At 69.1% G+C, this 17,435-nt stretch carries 15 protein-coding genes; 6 read left to right on the forward strand and 9 right to left on the reverse strand.

Features of this window, described 5'->3' with window-relative positions; translation table 11 throughout:
- Positions 1 to 178: 178 nt before the first annotated feature.
- The 3 genes from CMC5_RS27465 to CMC5_RS27475 are packed head-to-tail and all read right to left on the reverse strand — an operon-like array spanning position 179 to position 3,023.
- Positions 179 to 1,753, reverse strand: coding sequence for an FAD-dependent oxidoreductase (locus CMC5_RS27465; RefSeq protein ID WP_082362846.1), 1,575 nt, complete (start codon positions 1,751 to 1,753; stop codon positions 179 to 181).
- Complete coding sequence (locus tag CMC5_RS27470; RefSeq protein WP_050433185.1) at positions 1,750 to 2,271, reverse strand: gluconate 2-dehydrogenase subunit 3 family protein; 522 nt, start codon at positions 2,269 to 2,271, stop codon at positions 1,750 to 1,752. Before CMC5_RS27470 ends, CMC5_RS27465 begins: the two co-directional genes overlap by 4 nt.
- Entirely contained in the window at positions 2,268 to 3,023 is a 756-nt protein-coding gene (locus tag CMC5_RS27475) for a FadR/GntR family transcriptional regulator (RefSeq protein ID WP_050433186.1), read from the reverse strand. The genes CMC5_RS27470 and CMC5_RS27475 overlap by 4 nt, the downstream gene beginning before the upstream one ends.
- 333 nt (positions 3,024 to 3,356) lie before the next feature.
- On the opposite strand from CMC5_RS27475, the gene CMC5_RS27480 reads away from it, so the two are divergent.
- Positions 3,357 to 4,751 carry a hypothetical protein gene (locus tag CMC5_RS27480; RefSeq protein WP_156338896.1) on the forward strand — a complete coding sequence of 465 codons (1,395 nt, stop codon included), beginning with the start codon at positions 3,357 to 3,359 and terminating at the stop codon, positions 4,749 to 4,751.
- Positions 4,752 to 4,815: 64 nt separating this feature from the next.
- Here CMC5_RS27480 and rimI read toward each other — a convergent pair whose 3' ends face one another.
- The 6 genes from rimI to CMC5_RS27510 form a co-directional block, all read right to left on the reverse strand.
- Positions 4,816 to 5,331 carry a ribosomal protein S18-alanine N-acetyltransferase gene (gene rimI, locus CMC5_RS27485; protein ID WP_050433188.1) on the reverse strand — a complete coding sequence of 172 codons (516 nt, stop codon included), beginning with the start codon at positions 5,329 to 5,331 and terminating at the stop codon, positions 4,816 to 4,818.
- A complete protein-coding gene (locus CMC5_RS27490; RefSeq protein WP_050433189.1) occupies positions 5,328 to 6,506 on the reverse strand; it encodes a vWA domain-containing protein in 1,179 nt (392 codons plus the stop codon). Before CMC5_RS27490 ends, rimI begins: the two co-directional genes overlap by 4 nt.
- 12 nt (positions 6,507 to 6,518) lie before the next feature.
- Positions 6,519 to 8,834 carry an ATP-dependent DNA helicase gene (locus CMC5_RS27495; protein WP_063796358.1) on the reverse strand — a complete coding sequence of 772 codons (2,316 nt, stop codon included), beginning with the start codon at positions 8,832 to 8,834 and terminating at the stop codon, positions 6,519 to 6,521.
- 19 nt (positions 8,835 to 8,853) lie between these two features.
- Complete coding sequence (locus tag CMC5_RS27500) at positions 8,854 to 9,279, reverse strand: hypothetical protein (RefSeq protein WP_050436159.1); 426 nt, start codon at positions 9,277 to 9,279, stop codon at positions 8,854 to 8,856.
- Between the two features lie 52 nt (positions 9,280 to 9,331).
- Positions 9,332 to 9,730, reverse strand: coding sequence for a PilZ domain-containing protein (locus CMC5_RS27505; protein ID WP_050433190.1), 399 nt, complete (start codon positions 9,728 to 9,730; stop codon positions 9,332 to 9,334).
- 172 nt (positions 9,731 to 9,902) lie between these two features.
- Positions 9,903 to 10,412, reverse strand: coding sequence for a hypothetical protein (locus CMC5_RS27510; protein WP_050433191.1), 510 nt, complete (start codon positions 10,410 to 10,412; stop codon positions 9,903 to 9,905).
- 73 nt (positions 10,413 to 10,485) lie between these two features.
- On the opposite strand from CMC5_RS27510, the gene CMC5_RS27515 reads away from it, so the two are divergent.
- From CMC5_RS27515 to CMC5_RS27535, 5 genes are all read left to right on the forward strand, one after another.
- Positions 10,486 to 12,291, forward strand: coding sequence for a peptidylprolyl isomerase (locus CMC5_RS27515; protein WP_050433192.1), 1,806 nt, complete (start codon positions 10,486 to 10,488; stop codon positions 12,289 to 12,291).
- Between the two features lie 70 nt (positions 12,292 to 12,361).
- Positions 12,362 to 13,645 (forward strand): M16 family metallopeptidase, encoded by a 1,284-nt coding sequence (locus CMC5_RS27520; RefSeq protein WP_050433193.1) that lies wholly within the window; start codon positions 12,362 to 12,364, stop codon positions 13,643 to 13,645.
- 387 nt (positions 13,646 to 14,032) lie between these two features.
- Positions 14,033 to 15,685, forward strand: a complete 1,653-nt coding sequence (locus CMC5_RS27525) for an AAA family ATPase (protein ID WP_050433194.1) — start codon at positions 14,033 to 14,035, stop codon at positions 15,683 to 15,685.
- On the forward strand, positions 15,685 to 16,641 hold the full coding sequence (locus CMC5_RS27530) for a hypothetical protein (protein WP_156338898.1): 957 nt from the start codon (positions 15,685 to 15,687) through the stop codon (positions 16,639 to 16,641). Before CMC5_RS27525 ends, CMC5_RS27530 begins: the two co-directional genes overlap by 1 nt.
- Before the next feature lie 102 nt (positions 16,642 to 16,743).
- Positions 16,744 to 17,328: a Uma2 family endonuclease gene (locus tag CMC5_RS27535; protein WP_050433196.1), complete on the forward strand. Its 585-nt coding sequence runs from the start codon at positions 16,744 to 16,746 to the stop codon at positions 17,326 to 17,328.
- Positions 17,329 to 17,435: the final 107 nt, after the last annotated feature.

The following is a 17,435-nucleotide window of genomic DNA, read 5'->3' on the forward strand; positions in this document are numbered from 1 at the left end:
GCTCCTCATCAACTCAGGAGTTACCTCCATCTAGGAGCAAGGGGGCCCTCAACCAGCCGTCCTGGGGCCACGCAAACGACCCCGGAGCGCACCCGCCATCGACCCGCTCCAGGATGAACCCTCGAACGGCGTGGAGCAACGCGGGCGCCTCGCTCTCGCCACGCGACCGCGTGGTCGCTCACCAGCGCACGGCGATTCCGCGCGCGATCCTGTCGGCGAGCGCCATGCACGTCAGCATCGGGTTCACCGCCGGACTACCGGGAAACACACTCGTGTCGGCGACGTACACATTTTCCGTCTCGTGACACCGCCCCCACTCGTCCACCACGCCATCACGCGCCTGATGGGACATGCGCGCCGTCCCGAAGGCGTGGTTCCCCGCGGTGATGGTGTGCCGTGCGGTGAGCTTCATCTGCCGCAGGACCTCCGCCTCTTCCCGCGACTTCAGCAGATCGGGGACGCCGAACAGCCCGGGCATGACCGCCTCCGCCCCCGCCGCCCAGCAGATGTCGGAGAGATACCCCAGCCCGCGCTGCAGCCGCTCCACATCCCGCTGATCCAGGTCGAACCGGATGTCCGGCTCCAGGGTCCCCCGTCGCAGGCGCACGGACCCACGCGACCGCTCCGCAGCGATGATCACATCGAAGGGAGCCATCCGGTCGTAGGCCTGGAAGTAGCGCTGCAGCTCGTGCCCCAGCCCAGGAAAGCGTGCCGCGAGCACCGCGGGCGGCGACCAGAGCACCTCCAGCTTCAGCCCTTCCTCCAGGAAGTGCAGCGAGTGGTACCCCTGCGTCGCCCCCGCCCACGGATCGATCCGCTCCGGGAACACCGCCATCACTGCCAGCCCCGGGTGGAGTTGCAGCTCCCGCCCCACATAGCCGCTCGAGTTCCCCACCCCGCTCCGGAGCAGCAAGAGCGGTGTCGCCATGCACCCGGCCGCGAGCACCACGGTGTCGGCATGGATCGTCGCCATGTGCGTCTCCCGCCCCGTGAACGGCTCCACCACCCGGCCCCGCATTCCCACCGCGCGCCGCCCCTCCATGATCAACCGCTCCGCACGCACGCTCGAGAACACCCGCGCCCCCGCCCGGATCGCCGCAGGCACGTACGACACGTCCATCGATCGCTTCGCCCCGTGCCGGCAGCCCGTGAAGCACTCCGCCGACCCCTTGCATCCACGCACGTTCCGGAACGTCGGCTCGCTCGATAGACCGAGCGCATCACACCCCTGCTTGAACAGGAGGTTGCGCCGCCCCATCACCTCCTGCGCGGTCGGCTCCACGCCGAGGAACGCCTCGACCCGCTCGTAGTGGGGATCCAGCGCCTCGCGCGTGATCGACGACGTGCCCGACACCTCTCCCCACTTGTCGAACACCCACGCTGGCGAGCGCGCGCAGATCGCCGAGTTCATCACCGACCCCCCCCCGAGCGCGATGGCCTGCATCGTCGGGATGAACGTCTGCCCGCGCGTCGTCCGCATCCCGCCTTCGCGCAGCATGCGGGACATCGACTCGCCCGCCTCCTGCCGGAAGTCCTTCAGCCCGAAGGGCGGCCCCTCCTCGAGCAGGATCACGTCCCTGCCCGCCTCGGCGAGCTCCTTCGCCACCACCGCGCCGCTCGGCCCCGAGCCGACGACCAGCACCTCGCACCGCGCCCGCAGCTCACCTCGGTAATCCGCGAACACCTTCACACCGGCGTGCGGATCCATCGAAGGCCGCTCCGGTGCGCGTGCCTCCAGAGGGAGCGTCCTCATGCCCGCGCCTCCCCGATCTCGATCCCCGGGATCCCGATCGCGCGCTGCACCCCCGCGTGCGCGAAGTACCCCATGGTGAGCATCATCCGCAGCGACACGAACGCCACCCGCCGGAAGTAAATCGGGCTCCCCGCCATCCTCGCCAGCGCCGCCCGCTGCTCCTCGGGGGAGAGCCGCGTGAACCTCGCGCGTCGCGGCCCCCAGATCCACGGCCCGTGCTCCACCAGCCGGAAGAGCAGCCGGATCAACGTGCGCGACCCCCTCGGGGCCCGCACCAGGTAACCGTCCATGTAAGAGACCAGGCCCGCCTCCGTCCCCGAGACCGGGATCGGCCCGGCCGGCGGGAACAGCGCATCCGCGCAGGCCGAGATGATCGCCTGCTCCTTCGCCGACAGCACCCGCGTCCTCAAGCGGCTGCGCGGGTAACCCAGCGCCACCCCCTGCACTGCCAGCCCCAGCCCCATCATCCCCATCACCGTGATCACGATCCACGGAAGGAACTCCAACGCTTCGCTCATGGCGTACCCCCTTTCCTCTTTGCATCGTCTTCACCCAGCGCCCGCGCCATCGCCCCCAGAATCTCTGCGTCCACCCGGGCGAGCCATGCCTCCAGGTGGAGCTCCGCCGCCTCGGCCTCACGCGCCTCGATCAGTTCCAGCAGACGCCCCATCGTCGGCTCGAAATCGCTCGGCGGCAGCCCGACGGCAGGCGCCAGCATCGCCTGCAGCTCACGCATCGGCGCCCAGAACGAGTTCGCCAGCCACACCGCCGGCCAGATCCCGCTCGAGCACACGATGGCGCGGAACAGATCCAGCTCCATCAGCGCATGCCGCGCCGGATCCTTCTCCGAGGGGGCGCCCGCCAGGATCGAGCGCGCCTCCGCCATCGCGCCAGACGGCGCGTACCGCGCGGCCAGCCGCACCGCCTCCCGCGCGAGCATGGCGCGCAGCCGCAGAAGCTCCAGCGCCAGCGTCTCCACGGGCCGATCGAACCGCCCCGCCAACACGTAGGGAGGCAGCAGTGCCGGCGTCCCATCTCGCCGGAAGTCCAGCACCAGCGCCCCCGATCCCCGGCGACTCCTCACCACACCGAGGGCCGTCAAGTTTCGCAGTGCCTCCCGGATCGTGCTCCTCCCGCAACCCAGCTCTCCCGCCAGATCGGCCTCGGAGGGCAGCTTCAGCCCACTTGGATAAGTGCCTCCGACGATCCGGGCGAGGATGGCGTCCGTGACCCGCTGCAACTCCCCTGAAGGCGCCTGAACGAAGGACACCCCGATAGATTAGTCTGACAGGTTCAGTGCGCAACCAGCTTCGCACCGCTGCGTAACACGGAAACCCTTGCGCAAACGCGAAGACACTGGGCTAGGTTCGACGCGGCACCAGTGAGCGCCACCTCTTCTACGCCCCCTCCCGATTCCGCCCTTTCTTCAAGTTCCCAAGAGAGCGCGCTGGCGCCTTCCACCTCGGACGAGCGCGGAAGCTCGGAAAGCCCAGACGCCCACGACGCTCCTCCGTGGCTCTCGCCAAGAGCGCAGCTCGTCCTCGGCCTGCTGCTCCCCGTCCTGCTCACGCTCCTCTGCGCCGCGCGCGTCTGGTCGTTCACCGTGGACGACGCGTACATCTCCTACCGCTACGCGGAGAACCTCGCCCGGGGTGAAGGCCTGGTCTACAACCCGGGCGAACGGGTCGAGGGCTACACCAACTTCCTCTGGACCGTTCTCCTCGCTGGCGCGGCCACGCTCGGCCTCTCCGTCGATACAGCCGCCAAGATCCTCGGCGTCACCAGTGCGTGCGCCGCCCTGTGGCCGACCTACCTGCTCTCCCGGCGACTCCGGCCGTTCACCAACGTCCCCTGTCTTGCCACCTGGCTGCTCGCCACCAGCTTTCTCGTCACGGGGTACGCCGTCTTCGGCCTGGAAACGCCGCTGTTTCTCCTGCTCGTCGTCGGCGGGACCGAGATCTTCCTGCGCGAAGAAGACGCCGCTGCCGCAAGCTCAGCGCGCCGCTTGCCGCTCTCCGGGCTCGTCTTCGCCCTCGCGGCGCTCACCCGGCCCGAGGCGCCCCTCTTCCTCGGCATGCTGGTCCTCTGGCATCGCGACGCCCTCTTCACCCGGCGCAACCTGCTCCGCCTCCTCGCGTTCGCCCTCCCCGTCGTCGCCCATCTCGCGTTCCGCAAGGCCTACTACGGCGCCTGGGTCCCCAACACCCTCGCCGCGAAGACGGGCGACATCACCCAGCAGCTCCGCAGCGGCAGCGACTACCTTCGCAACTACCTCTCCCACGCCGGCCCAGCGATCTGGCTCGGCATCGGTTCGATCGCTGGCGCCCTCGTCCGCGGGCGACGCGACGCTCTGGCCATCGCATCCATCGCCATCCTGTTCGGCACCTACGTCCTCCTCGTCGGCGGCGACTGGATGCCCTACTTCCGCTTCCTCGCCCCCGCCGAGCCGTTCCTGTTCCTCCTCGTGGATGACGCCGCGCGCGCCCTCGCAGACCGACGCGAGCGCACCGCGCGCGTCGCCGTCCTCGGCTTCCTCTTCGTGGTCGCCCTCTGGCGCGCCGGCACGCTCAGCGCAGCCCAGGCCGGCATCCTCCGCAACGACAAGGGATTCTGGGACGATGCCGCCGGTCGCACCGCCCAGTGGTTCGTCGACAACACCGAACCCGGCCCCATCGCCGTCGCCGACATCGGCTACATCGGCTACCGCACCGGCTATCCCATCGTCGACATGCTCGGCCTGCTCAACACCGACGTGTCTCACCTGCCGGGCGGCTACACCCGCAAGACGGGAGCCGGCTACACCGACATCGTCTTCGGCAAGAACCCGCGCTACTTCGTGATCATCGCCTCGGGCACCGACTGCAAGAACCCCACGGTCCCCTCGTCGCGCGTCTCCACGAGCGATCCTCGCTTCCGCAAGGACTACCGCCTGCGCCACCCCATGCAGCTCCGCGGCGGCGCGGCGTGGTGCATCTACGAGAAGACGAAGTGGCCTTGAGCTGCCCTCACCCAGACCCAGGTTCGCGCCGAGGGAGCCCTGCGCCCCACCGAGAGCCGCCCCATCAGCAAGGGAACGGCACCTCGTCCTTCCCGGGAAGCAGCTCCCCCGTCGTCTGATCCAGCACGGCGATCATCTCGATCGCGTCTTCGCCATTGTCTCCGTAGTACCCGACGCGCACCGACAGCGTGTGGAACCCCAGCCCCCGGTAGAGCCACAGCGCCGCCGCGTTCGAGCGCCTCACCTCCAGCAGCAAGAGCCTCGCCTGGTGCTCCCGCGCGTAGGCGAACACCTCCTGCATCAGCAGCCGCGCCAGCCCCTGACGACGCGCCGCGGGCAGCGTCGCCACGTTCAGCACGTGGATCTCGTCCGCCACGTGCCACGCGATCACGAACGCCACCGCGTCCCCGCCACGCCGTGCCACCCAGCTCCGCGACCACGGTCGCGACAGCTCCTCCCGCACGGAGAACTGCGGATGATCGAACGCCGAGAGCGCCACCCCATCGACCTCGTCGAGCCCCCCCGACTCGGACGACAGCCGCGTCACCGAGACCTCGCCCCCGGCGGGGCTCGACGTCACTTCGCGGCCTCGGTCGGGCAACCCGACACGATCTGCACCTCGCGCACCTGACCGAGCTTCAGCGCCTCACACGCGTCTCCCGTCAGCTCCACCACGGTCGGCGAGGTCCACCTCCACCCGTTCTCCTCGCCGTAAGGAAGCACCTTCCCGTCGAGGTACACGTTCGTCATCCCCTCCTCCGGAGGCTCCGATTGCAGATCGAACGCGCACGAGATCACCCCGCCCGCGATCTCTGCCAGCACGCCGCCCAGCGAGCCCAGATCATCCACCTTGTAGTAGAACGGGCTCACGAACTGCGGCGCACCCCCAGCGACCGCGAGCTGATCCAGCACCCCGCCGTACACCTCGCTCCCGGGGATGCCGATCACGTAGACGGTGATCCCGCGCGCCGCGAGCGCCGACACCGCGGCCACGGCGTTCGCCCGGTCCACGCACCCCGACGGTCCTGCGAGCCCCTGAGGGCTACAGCAAGTCGAGCCGCAGGCCCCCTCCACATACGGGATGCAGTCGCTCGCCGAGCACGACGCCTCGTAGTTGCAGTTCGGCCCCCCGTCGGTCGCGAGCACCACGATCGTCCGCCCTTCCAGCGCAGCGAGCCCTGGCGTCAGCGCCTCCAGCGTCGCTGCGAGCGGTGTCCCGCCCAGCGGACTCACCGACAGCGCCCCCTCGAGCGCCCGCGTCGTCGGCCCCTTCCCTTGCCCCTTCACGTACGGGTCTCCGGGCCGGACCGCCAGGACCTCCCCCCCGACCCCGCAACCGTCCTCGCCGCCGCCTCCGATCGGGAACACCGCGCCACCGACGTTGATCAGCGACCCCAGCTGACGCACCAGGTTCACCGCGGCGCCTTGCACCCGCTGGTACCGGGTCGTTCCCGAGCCGGCCGACGTCGACATGCTCCCCGACGCATCGATCAGGAAGTAAATGTTCGACACCTCGCGCACCGGCTGGTGGATCTGGTTCCCGCAGTACCCCTCGGAGTCCAGCGGAGGCGGGCTCGTCCCCTCCCCCAGATCGATCCCATCACCGTCGGGCGGCTTGATCACCGTGCCCGGACGTGGACCCCCCAGCTCCTCCTCGGAGCAGGCTCCCAACCCGATGGTCAGCGCGAGCGCGCCCAGCCCCCCCAGCACCGCCCCGGCGATCCCACGCCTCCCGATCTCGCCCAGCGCGCCCATTCCCGGAGCGTATCACCGCACCTTCGGCGCGGCCCCCGCGAAAGGCAGCACGCCCTGGCGCTCCGCCTCGTCGAGCACTCCCTCGTCGCCGCGTCGCCCGGTGCGCCGCGCGGTGCTCGGCGTCGACGGCCCAGCTTCCCCTCGCCACCCCGCGCTCCGCTCCCGCGATCCCTCTGCGTCCCGCTCCCGCGATCCCCCCGCGTCCCGCATGCGCGCATCTCCCACGACCCCGAGCCGCTCCCAGAACGCGCGCACGTCCTCCAGCCGCTCGGTCCGCGGCGCAGGCGGCAGGCTGTCGAGCAGCACCCGCCCGTAGCCTCGCGTCCGCACCCGCCGATCGAGGATCGCCACCACCCCCTGATCGGTCCGCGTCCGGATCAGCCGACCGAACCCCTGCTTCAGCGTGATCGCCGCCTGCGGCACGCTGTACTCCAGGAACGGCGCCCGCCCTTGCGCCTCCAGCGCTGCACAGCGCGCCGCCACCACCGGGTCCGACGGCACCGCGAACGGCAGCTTCTCGATCACCACCAGCCGCAGCGCCTCCCCGGGCACGTCCACTCCCTCCCAGAAGCTCATCGTCGCCACCAGCACCGCGTCCCGCGCCGCCCTGAACCGCCGCAAGAGCGCCCCCTTCGGCGCCTCCCCTTGCACCAGCGGCGGCTCTGGCAGCCGCTCCCGCAGCGCGTGCGCGAACGCCGAGAGCGAGCGGTTCGACGTGCAGAGCACGAACGCTCCGCCCCCCGACATCGCCACCAGCGCGCACGTCCGCTCCACCGCGCGCGCGATGAACGCCCCGTCCGACACCTCCGGCAGATCCCGCGGCGTATAGAGCAGCGACGACCGCGCGTAGTCGAACGGCGACGGCACCTCCAGCTCCTCCACCGGCACCGTCACCCGATCGTCGAGCCCCATCCGCGCCCGCAGGAACTTGAACCGCCCGCTCGTGGTCCCTCCGCTCGTGGTCCCACCGCTCGCCGGTCCCCCGCTCCCCGCGCTCACCTCGCTCGATCCGAACCCCCCCGTGGTCAACGTCGCGCTCGTCAGCACCACCGACCCGATCCGCTCGAACACCTGATCCCGGAAGATCCAGCCGAGATCCACCGGCGAGGCCCCCACAGCGATGTCCGCCCGCGAGAGCGCCGCATCCCGCCCGGCCGCGCTCCGCCCACGCGCCTCGGCCCAGGTCACCTGGTTCGCCACCGGGTCCACGATCTTCGCCGCGTCTTCACGCATCTGCGTCGCCCGCTGCGACACGAGCCGCACCGCCTCGTCCGCGGTCACGTCGGCCGCGTAGTTCGCCAGCGCCTCCAGCCCATCGTCGAGCCGGTGGTAGGCGGCCAGCAGACTCCCCGTCCACACGTCGTGCGGCAGCGGGATCCTCCCCTCTCCGCGCACGTCCGCCACCACCGCCGTCTGCGCGAGCTCCCCGAAGAGGAGCTCCGACGACGCCCGCAGCGCCTGCGTCAGCGACGCCCCTTGCCCTCCACCGAACACCCGATCGGTGAGCCCGGCCGCGAGGAACGCCCGGTCCGCGTCCCGCAGCATCGCCTCCACCCGCGCCCGCGACAGCCGCACCCCGAAGAAGGATGTCGCGATCTCCTCGAGCTGGTGCGCCTCGTCGAAGATCACCGCGTCGTACGCCGGCAGCGCCCGCGCCCCTGCGAACCCCCGCTTCGCCGCCGCCATCTTCACCGCCAGGTCCGCGAAGAACAGGTGGTGGTTCACGATGAGCAGCCGCGCCTCCTCGGCCTCGCGCCGCATCGACGTGACGAAGCACGCCTCGTTGTACTCGCACGACGATCCCAGGCGCGTGTCGCTCGACGACGACACCTCCCGCCAGATCGGGTCCCCCTCGGCCAGCGAGACCAGCTCCGCCACGTCGCCCGTCTCGGTCTCCTTGGCCCAGGCCTCGATCAAGGGCAGCGCCCGCCGCACCTCCGAGCGCCCCGCCTCCGGGCTGTTGCGCAGCTCGTTGTACCGGCGCAGGCACAGGTAATTGCCGAGCCCCTTCACCAGCGCCGCCTGCGGGTTCAGCCCCAGGTTCTGCGCGATGAGCGGCAGATCCTTCGTGTAGATCTGGTCCTCCAGCGCCTTCGTCGCCGTCGAGACCACCACCTTCCGACCGCTCAGGATCGCGGGCACCAGGTACGCCAGCGTCTTGCCCGTCCCCGTCCCTGCCTCGCAGAGCAGCACACGATCCCCGGCCAGCGCGCGCTCCACGGCGCTCGCCATCGCGAGCTGCCCCTCGCGCTCCTCGTAGCGCTCCAACGCCGACGCGAGCGGCCCACCCGGGCCGAGCAGACCCGCCGAACGGCCCGACGCCATCATGTCCGAGGCTCCTCGCTGTTTACTGGGGCCCGGCGGACCGGTGAAGCGTCAGCGCGAACCTGATCTCGCTGATCGCCGCATCGATCGACTCGACCGGCTTCTCGAACTGCACCTCGTACCACGTGTCGATGGTGCGCTCACCGTCCCCGGGATCCCGCACCTCCCGCAGCGCGCTCTCCGTCTCGCGGAAGCCACGCGAGAGCGCTGCCTCCCCGAGCCTGCGGGCCCGCTCGAAGAGCTGGTCCTCGGGCACGCCGGGAAAATCGGTACGCTGGGCCCGCACCACGAAGCCGACCTTCGGCCCCTGGGCGTCCACGAAGATGCCAGAGTCCATCAGCAGGTTCTCCCGGACACGCTCTGCGATGTGAACCACATCGCCTCGGGTCCGGTAGACCTCGGCTCCAGCATCACGAAGGGCTCTCTTGATCTCCGCGGGCGTCGTCATCGTCCGTTCGGTTCGCGAACTCCCCCCACCTCCACTGTAGGACAAGTCCATCTCAGTTTTGAGACCGCCTCGTCAAGGTCCCACTCGTCGAGGTCCCCCCAGCGGCACGGCGACGGCTCGCCACGTCGTCGTTCGGTGGCTCGGGACCGTCCGCCAGCGCCGGAATGATGCTGGCAGGGTCCTCCACCTCATCGTCCACATCGAGATAAGCGATGCCGACGATGGCGCCGTCTGGCTCCTCCTGGATCCAGACGATGCGGCCTGGCCGGGGCTCGGCGGCGCCGACCCCGACGTGGATGACCGCGCCGAGCTCGAGCGACTCCTCTACGATGGCACGGATGCCCCCGTAGCTCTGGTTGAGGGTCCACCCATCGACCGCGCGGCCTTGAACGAGAAACCTCGCTCGCTCGCTGCTTTCGCGGCGAGCCGCTCGGCGCCGGGTGGCATGCATCCCGGGGATCGCCTGGGACGATGGTGGCGTGAGGGTTCTTCGTCGAATCACAGGTAAATCAACATAGCACCGCGCGTGCCCAGCCGCCCTCTCGGGGGGCACCCGGGAGCAAAAGCGCGACGCGCCACGGACGGGCGCGCTCGCTCTCATTGCTGTCTACGCCGCGGTTTTCTCAGTGATCGTGGGCGTGGTCGGGCTGGTGGCCGGACCCATCCGACGGCTCGTCGTACACCGTGACGGCTTCCAGGATGGAGAATTGCTCACGCTTGATGCCCACGCCCCGGTCGGAGAAGTGCAAATCGTTCTCCTCCAGGTTCGCCCGGACACGCGCGATGAAGAGGATGGGGTTGCCCTGCTGGGTGTAACCGAGCTGGACCAGGGTCGCCTTCGGCCACTTGCCGCCGTCGAACGTCAGCTCGCGGCGGAGGGTGTAGAACCCCTCCTTGGGCAGCTTCTGGAGGGTCTCGGCCCAGGTCAGCCCCCGGAACGTCAAGGGGGGCCCGTGAAAGTGCCAGCGGTTGTGGATGTTGTGATCGGGCGGGGTCACGGTGGGGAGGCCGCCGTCCGAGTGGTTGTGGAAAGAGACGATGATCCCGGCCGGGACCTTCTCCTCGTTCCCGGGCAGGGGCCGGGTGGTGAGGTACAGGCCGCAGTCAGGGAGCAGGGGCTTGGGTGACGCCATGGCTAGGCTCCTCCTAACCTCGCTCGGGAGCGCCGTAAAGACACGCCGACGCCCTCGTGCTAGCTAGCGTCCCGTGAACCGGCTCAGTCAGCTCATCACCGGAGCGGCGGTCATCGCCATCGCGCTGGTCTTCGTCGTCAATTTCGGCCCGCAGACGGGCGCGCAGGGTCCGAGCATCGAGATCTCCTGCGCCGTCGAGGTGCACGGCAACTGCATCAAGTCCACCGAGTTCTGGGCGGCCTACCGCTTGATCGCGCCTCGCAACGCGGACGCCGAGCGCTTGAAGCAGCTCGGCCTGCGCCAGCTCGCGGCCGATGGGCTCTACGAGCGGTGGCTGCTCAACGAAGACGCCAAGCGCCTCGGGATCACCGTCTCCGACGACGACATCAACCAGGAGCTCGTCGCCGGCAGGGCGCACGTGAGCTTGCCCGTCGACTCGCTCTCGTTCGAGCGCACGCGGCAGCTCACGTACATGCTCGGCCTGCCCGGCGACGGCGAGAACTTCCGCGTCCTCGACGTCCTCGATCGCAAGACGAAGAAGTTCGACAAGAAGCGGTACGAGCGCGACGTCCGCCTGATGACGAAGCTCAGCCCCTCCGACTTCCGCGACTTCCAGAAGCGGGAGCTGGTCGCGAGCCGGATGCGCGATCTGATCCGGGCGCGTGTGCGCGTGAGCGAGGACGAGGCTTACCAGACCTTCGCCCGCGAGCGTTCGACCCGCACCATCGACTACGTGCGCTTCGATCGCCGGTTCTACGCCGACCTGGTGGTCGACGCGTCCCCCACGGCGGTGCAGGCGTTCGCCGATCAGAACAAGGACGAACTCGACAAGGTGTGGGAAGCGCGGAAGTCGCAGTACCTGCCGGAGTGTCGGGTGGCGCGCCACGTGCTCGCCCGGGTGAAGTCGGGCGAGGAGGACGCCGAGGCCGAGAAGACCAAGGCGAAGGCGAAGATCGCCCGCGCCCAGGCCCTCCTGAAGGAGGGGGTGAGCTTCTCCGACGTGGCGAAGCGGCTCAGCGACGACACCAGCGCGTCGCGCGGTGGTGATCTGGGCTGCGTCTCGCGCGGCAAGATGGTGAAGCCGTTCGAGGACAAGCTCTTCGAGCTGAAGGTGGACGAGATCTCCGAGCCCGTGGAGAGCGAGTTCGGCTTCCACCTGATCCAGGTGACGCAGATCGCGTCCGGCGAGGACACCGAGAAGGTGGCCCGCGCGCAGCTCGCCCGTGAGCTGTTCCTGCAGCAGGAGGCGGATCGTCTGGCCGCAGAGGGTGCCAAGCAGGTGCTCGCCGCGACGTCCGGCGGCAAGCCGATCCAGGAGGCGCTCGACACCTACCTGGCGAACCTGACCGAGGCCGCCAAGGCAGCGAAGGGCGGCGACAAGAAGGGCCCGAAGCCCGCCGCGAAGCCGGAGACGAAGCCCGAGGCGAAGCCGGAAGGCGAGGCCGCCGCGGACGAGGTGAAGGAGAACGAGCAGTTCACGTTCGCGACGCACCCGCACCGGCCGTCGGTGGAGGCGAGCCTCCCGTTCGGCGCGAGCGGGACGGCGCTCCCCTCCGCACAGGACGGGGCCGGCACGACGCGGAAGATCTTCGAGCTGGCGAAGGTCGGCGATGTGCTGAAGGACATGGTGCAGCTCACCAACGGGTACGCGGTGGTGCAGCTCAAGGACATCACCGCCGTCACGGACGAGCAGTGGCAGAAGGACAAGGAGCTGTACCTGTCGGGGATGCGGACGGCGAAGCAGGCGGACGCCGTGCTCAACTACGTGCGACGTCTGAAGAGCACGCTGGGGAGCGAGGTGAAGTTCGATCGGCGTCTGACGACGGAGCCGAAGGGGAACGAGGGCGGCGAAGAGCCCCCCATGGGCGACATGGAGTGAGGCGCGGACCGGGAGGGCATCCCCGTTGCCCTCCCGGACGGCCCAGCAGTCCGCGACGCGAAGGACCGACATGCAGCACATGGACGTGAAGCTCTCGAACGGTCTGCCGGTGGTGCTGGTCCCCCAGCCGAACGTGCACCGCGCCGTGGCGTCGCTCTATCTCCGGGCCGGATCGCGGTTCGAGACGGAGCACACGAACGGTCTGTCGCACTTTCTGGAGCACATGGTGTTCCGGGGGACGGCCTCGCTGCCGACGGCACACGCGCAAGCGCTGGCCTTCGAGCGGCTCGGGGGGACGCTGTACGCCGCGACGCACGTGGATCACGGGGTGATGAGCGTGTCGGTGCCTCCGGTGACGTTGCCGTCGGTGCTGGAGCTTCTGGGTGAGGTGACGACGTCGCCGCGGTTCACGTCCATCGAGGTGGAGCGGGGGATCGTGCGCGAGGAGATCCTCGAAGATCTGGACGAGGACGGGCGCGACATCGACGCGGACAACAACGTGCGGGCGCTGATGTACGAGAAGCACCCGCTGGGCTTCACGATCACGGGGAAGAGCGAGGCGATCGATCGGTTCGACGAGGCGATGCTGCGGGCTCACCACGCGCGGCACTACACGGCGTCGAACGCAGTGCTGTGCGTGGCAGGTCGGATCGGGGACCCGGAGGAATGTCTGCGGGTGATCGAGCGGAGCTTCGGGTCGATGCTGCGCGGTGAGTCGGTGGTGGTGGAGCCGCCGCCTTCGGTGCAGAAGAAGGCGCGGTTCAAGTTCCTGGAGAACCAGTCGAGCCAGACGGAGCTGCGGATCGCGTTCCGGGGAGTGAGCGAGCACGACGCGATGGAGCCGGCGGTGGAGATGCTGCTGCGGGTGCTCGACGATGGGATGTCGACGCGGCTGTACGAGCGGATCTGCGATCGTCTGGGGCTCTGCTACGACGTGTCGGGGATGTTCGAGGCCTACGAGGACGACGGGGTGGTCGACATCGCGGCGGGGGTTCAGCACGATCGGGCGACGGTGGTGGTGCGGGAGGTGTTCGCACTGCTGCGGGAGCTGACGGAGGCGGGTCCGCGCGAGGAGGAACTGGCCAAGGCGCGGGATCGGCATCTGTGGTCGGTGGAGGCGATGAACGACGACGCGGAGTCGATGGCAGGCTTCTACGGGCTGACGGCGCTGTCGCGGGTGGCGCGGACGCCAGAGGAGCGGCATGCGGCGCTGGCGCGGGTGACGGTGGGGGATGTGCAAGCGGCGGCGCGGGCGATCTTCAGGCCGGAGCGGTTGAGTGTGGTGGCGGTGGGGCTGCTGCGGGCGTCGGAAGAGGCGAAGCTGGAGAAGGTCGTTCGGGGGTTCGCGGGCTGAGCACCTGAGGCCAGGCTGGAAGGATGGCTCGCGGAGCGCGGCGTGACGGCGGTTGGGGCTGGGGCCGCATGAGCCAACTGGACGCGGCGCGGGGAGGCATCGCGCGCACAGCGGCTGCCTGACCACCCCCGCCCATGCCGCTGTGCGCGCGATGCCTCCCCGCGCCGCTGCGTTGGGGTGATGGCGGGGACCGCGTTCCGCGGCACGCGGGAGGTCTGGCTGCGAGTGGTCCCCGACCGGGATCATTCGGTCGTGAAGGAAGCCTACCTGAGTACCAAGGCAAGCATTGCCGTGACACGACCTCAGGCGGGTCGGTTGCTGACGTCAGGCGGTGGTGGTAGCGCCAGTTGAGTCCAGCCCATCCTGGATCCTCGAGGAACCTGCGTGATGAGCGATAAGCAACCGCATGACACCGTGACTCCTGAAGCGCGGAAGCTCCTGAAGGGACTCATCCACGAGGTCGTCACGACTGCCCGCCTCCCGCTGCATATCTCGGTCAACGCCAAGAACGCGCCATGGATCATCGATGAGCTTCGCAGTTCAGGGCTGGTCGTGGACTGGAGAGATGGCACGCTGCTGCCGACTCTTCGCGCACTTCGTCTAATCGCAGATCATCCCTCGCGACGTCTCCTGGCTGCGACCAAGGGGGTGTTCAACGCTCTTCGTGAGTTTTACATCGAAGATGCAGCTCGAGCGCGATCCACGACCGAACTCGTCTCACGGGGGAACGTCCAAAACACCTTGGCTGTCAAGGCGCTCACGGTCTTGGTGGCGTCCACAAGCATTACGCAAGGCCTGTCTCTCGAAGGAAATACGGGCCGGGTCACCGGTGCCCAACCGTCGGATCGCATCCTCATCGACGATCCCTTTGCCCCCGAACCAATCGAGCCCCTCCCCTCGTTGGAGGGCCCCGTCTCCATCTTCTTCCGGGACTTCCACGGGCTTGCCAAGGTCACGTGGTCACCGGAGGGCGTGTGCCTCGTCGCTGGTCCCAACGGTTCGGGCAAGAGCACGTTGCTCGATGCCCTCGCCTTCCTTCGCGACGCCTTCGTACGCGGTGTACCGCATGCGGTCACCCAGCAGCGGGGAGCGACTGGCATCCGACGACTCGATGCCTCTGGCCCACCCGAGGTACTGCTCGGGATGAGCGTGGGCGATGTCTCCTGGGAGCTACGACTCACCGTGGAGGGCAGCTCGGTTGGAGCCGCTCCTGGCGAAGTCGTCAAGCGAGCGGAGCAGGTCCTGCTACGGCGCGCGGCACATTCAGACGTCTGGTATCTCGGGCGTGATCGCCGTTCCGCCGACACCGAAGGCCGCACCTGCCTGCGTGTCTCCTGGGAGGTACAGCAGTCTCCCGTGCTCGCGCCGCTGGTCAATGCGCTCCGCAGCTTCCAGGTCTACGGCCTGTATTCCCTGGAAGGCCTACGCAATGGCGGTACCGGAAGCGAAGGCGAAGAACGCCTGGATCCTTCGGGCAAGAACCTCTTCATCGTCCTCCGCAACTGGAAGGCCGCTCCCCGCCGCTTCGGCGACAAGTTCGCCTGGGTCCTCCGCCAAGCCAAGCTCGCGTTCCCCGGGCTCATCGACGACATCGAGTTCGACCCCCCGGTCGGCCAGATCGTCCCCACCCGCTTCTACAAGCCTGGCGTCCAGACCGCGCTCCCCATGCACCGCGCCCCCGACGGCTTGCTCGTGGGCCTCCTGCACCTCACCGCCGTCGCCAGCGCGCAGGAAGGCGCGGTGATCGCCATCGAGGAGATGGAGAACCAGCTCCACCCTCACGCCATCCGCAAGCTGCTCGCCGCCATGCGCGAGATCGCCGAGGAGCGTCGCCTCACCATCCTCCTCACCACCCACTCGCCGGTCCTCATGAACGAGTTCCGCGACCAGCCGGAGCAGTTCTACGTCCTGGAACCTGGCCGCGACGTACTCCCGGTCTCGCTCGACCAGCTCCACGATCCGGAGTGGCTCGCCCACTTCCAGCTCGGCGATCTCTACGATCGCCTGGAGTTCGGCGCCCCGCGTCCCCAGGGCGTGTGATGCGCGTCAAGCTCATCCCCACGGGCCGCTGTGAGCTGATCGGGTTGCCGGAGTGCCTCGGTCGCCTCTTCCCGGACCACACCTTCGAGGCAGTCCCCGCGCGCGTGGACCCCGACGGCACGCAGCTCCCGTTCGACGGCTTCACCTCGGGCCGACTCACGTCGACGCTCATGCCAGGCAACCTGCTCAGGCTCGTGCAGCAGCTCGCCTCCGAAGTCCACCCAGGTCGAGACGGCAACGCCGCCGATCTCGCCGTGCTGATCGACGATCTCGAACTCGAGAACATCGATCAACCTGGGCTGGTCGTCGAACGTGTCCGCAGCGCCGTGCGCCAGCACCTCGACCAGCTCGGGCAGCGGGAGAATGCGGCCAAGGTGGCTCACGTCCGGGAAGCGCTGCTGGAGCGGGCCTCCTTTCACCTCGCGTCGCCCATGATCGAGGCCTGGTTCTTTGGCGACCTGGAGGCGCTGAAGCACGCTGGCATCCCGGACGATCGACTTCCCCCGCAGCTCCGCGCCGGCATCGATCTCGAACATTTCGAGACCGATCACGAGGCCTTCTCTTCCGACGACGGCACCCACTGCACCGCGATGCATGCCAGCGCCCGCCGCGGTTCGCCACCACGGCCGCGCTGGATGTTGAAGGCCCGGCCCGACCTCCCCCACTACCAGCGCGAACGTCATCCCAAGGCGTACCTCACCTGGCTCTGCCGCAACGCTGAGGAAAAACGCTGCTGCTCGACCTACCGCGAGACCCACGAAGGAGCAGCCGCGCTCCGAGCCCTCCGCTGGGAGCAGGTCCTGCAAACCCCTGGACATGGTCGCTTCGCGCGGGCGCTCCTCCGCGATCTGGCGGACATCCTCGGCCCACCGACCGTGGCGCTCACGGACGGCGAGGAACACCCGCTGCTCTCACGCAGCAACGCCCCGATGGATCGTGTCCTGCGCAATCTCTGATGGCTCTCTGGGCTGCCTGGATGCAGCGACGGCCGAGCACAAGGCCCTGGAGAATCACGTCGTCACCTCCGGACCCAAGCGGGTGCGCTACCCTCCCCCCTGATGGGTGAGCCGCCAGGAAAGCGCTCCGCTCCTGCAACCCAGGCCGACCTCGACGCGGTCCCGGAAGGGATGACCGCCGAGCTCATCGCGGGTGAGCTGTACAGCTTCTCCCGGCCGGGTGGTCATCACGCCAAGGCAGAAGGGATCTTGCTGGCCGATCTCGGCTCGCCGTTCATGCGAGGCCGTGGTGGCCCCGGTGGCTGGTGGATCTTGCCGGAGCCGAAGCTGCAACTCCGTGCGGATTTCGTTTCTCCGGATCTCGCAGGGTGGCGCCGGGAACGCATGCCAGAGGTCCCCGGCACGGCGTTCTTCAGCCTGCCGCCCGACTGGATCTGCGAGGTGCTCTCGCCGTCGACGGCAAAGCATGACCGGGCGCGCAAGATGCCCCTCCATGCGGCGGCCGGCGTGACGTGGTTGTGGCTCCTCGACCCGCTGGCGCAGTTGCTCGAAGTGTTCCATCTGGGGTCGCGCAAGCTGTGGGAGCTGGAGCACGTGTTCGAGGGAGATGCCGTGGTACGCGCCGCTCCCTTCGAGGCGGTGGAGCTGGAGCTTGCGGCCTTGTGGATCCAGGAAGCTGGCGCGTAACCACCAGGCGACATACGGAGCACGGCTCGGCATCCCTTCGCGTCGCGATCGGCGCGGCCATCGCCATCCACGTCGTCGACCTCATCCACGAACGCTCGGCGCACGGT

The sequence above is a fragment of the Chondromyces crocatus genome, assembly GCF_001189295.1.
Lineage (GTDB): Bacteria > Myxococcota_A > Polyangia > Polyangiales > Polyangiaceae > Chondromyces > Chondromyces crocatus.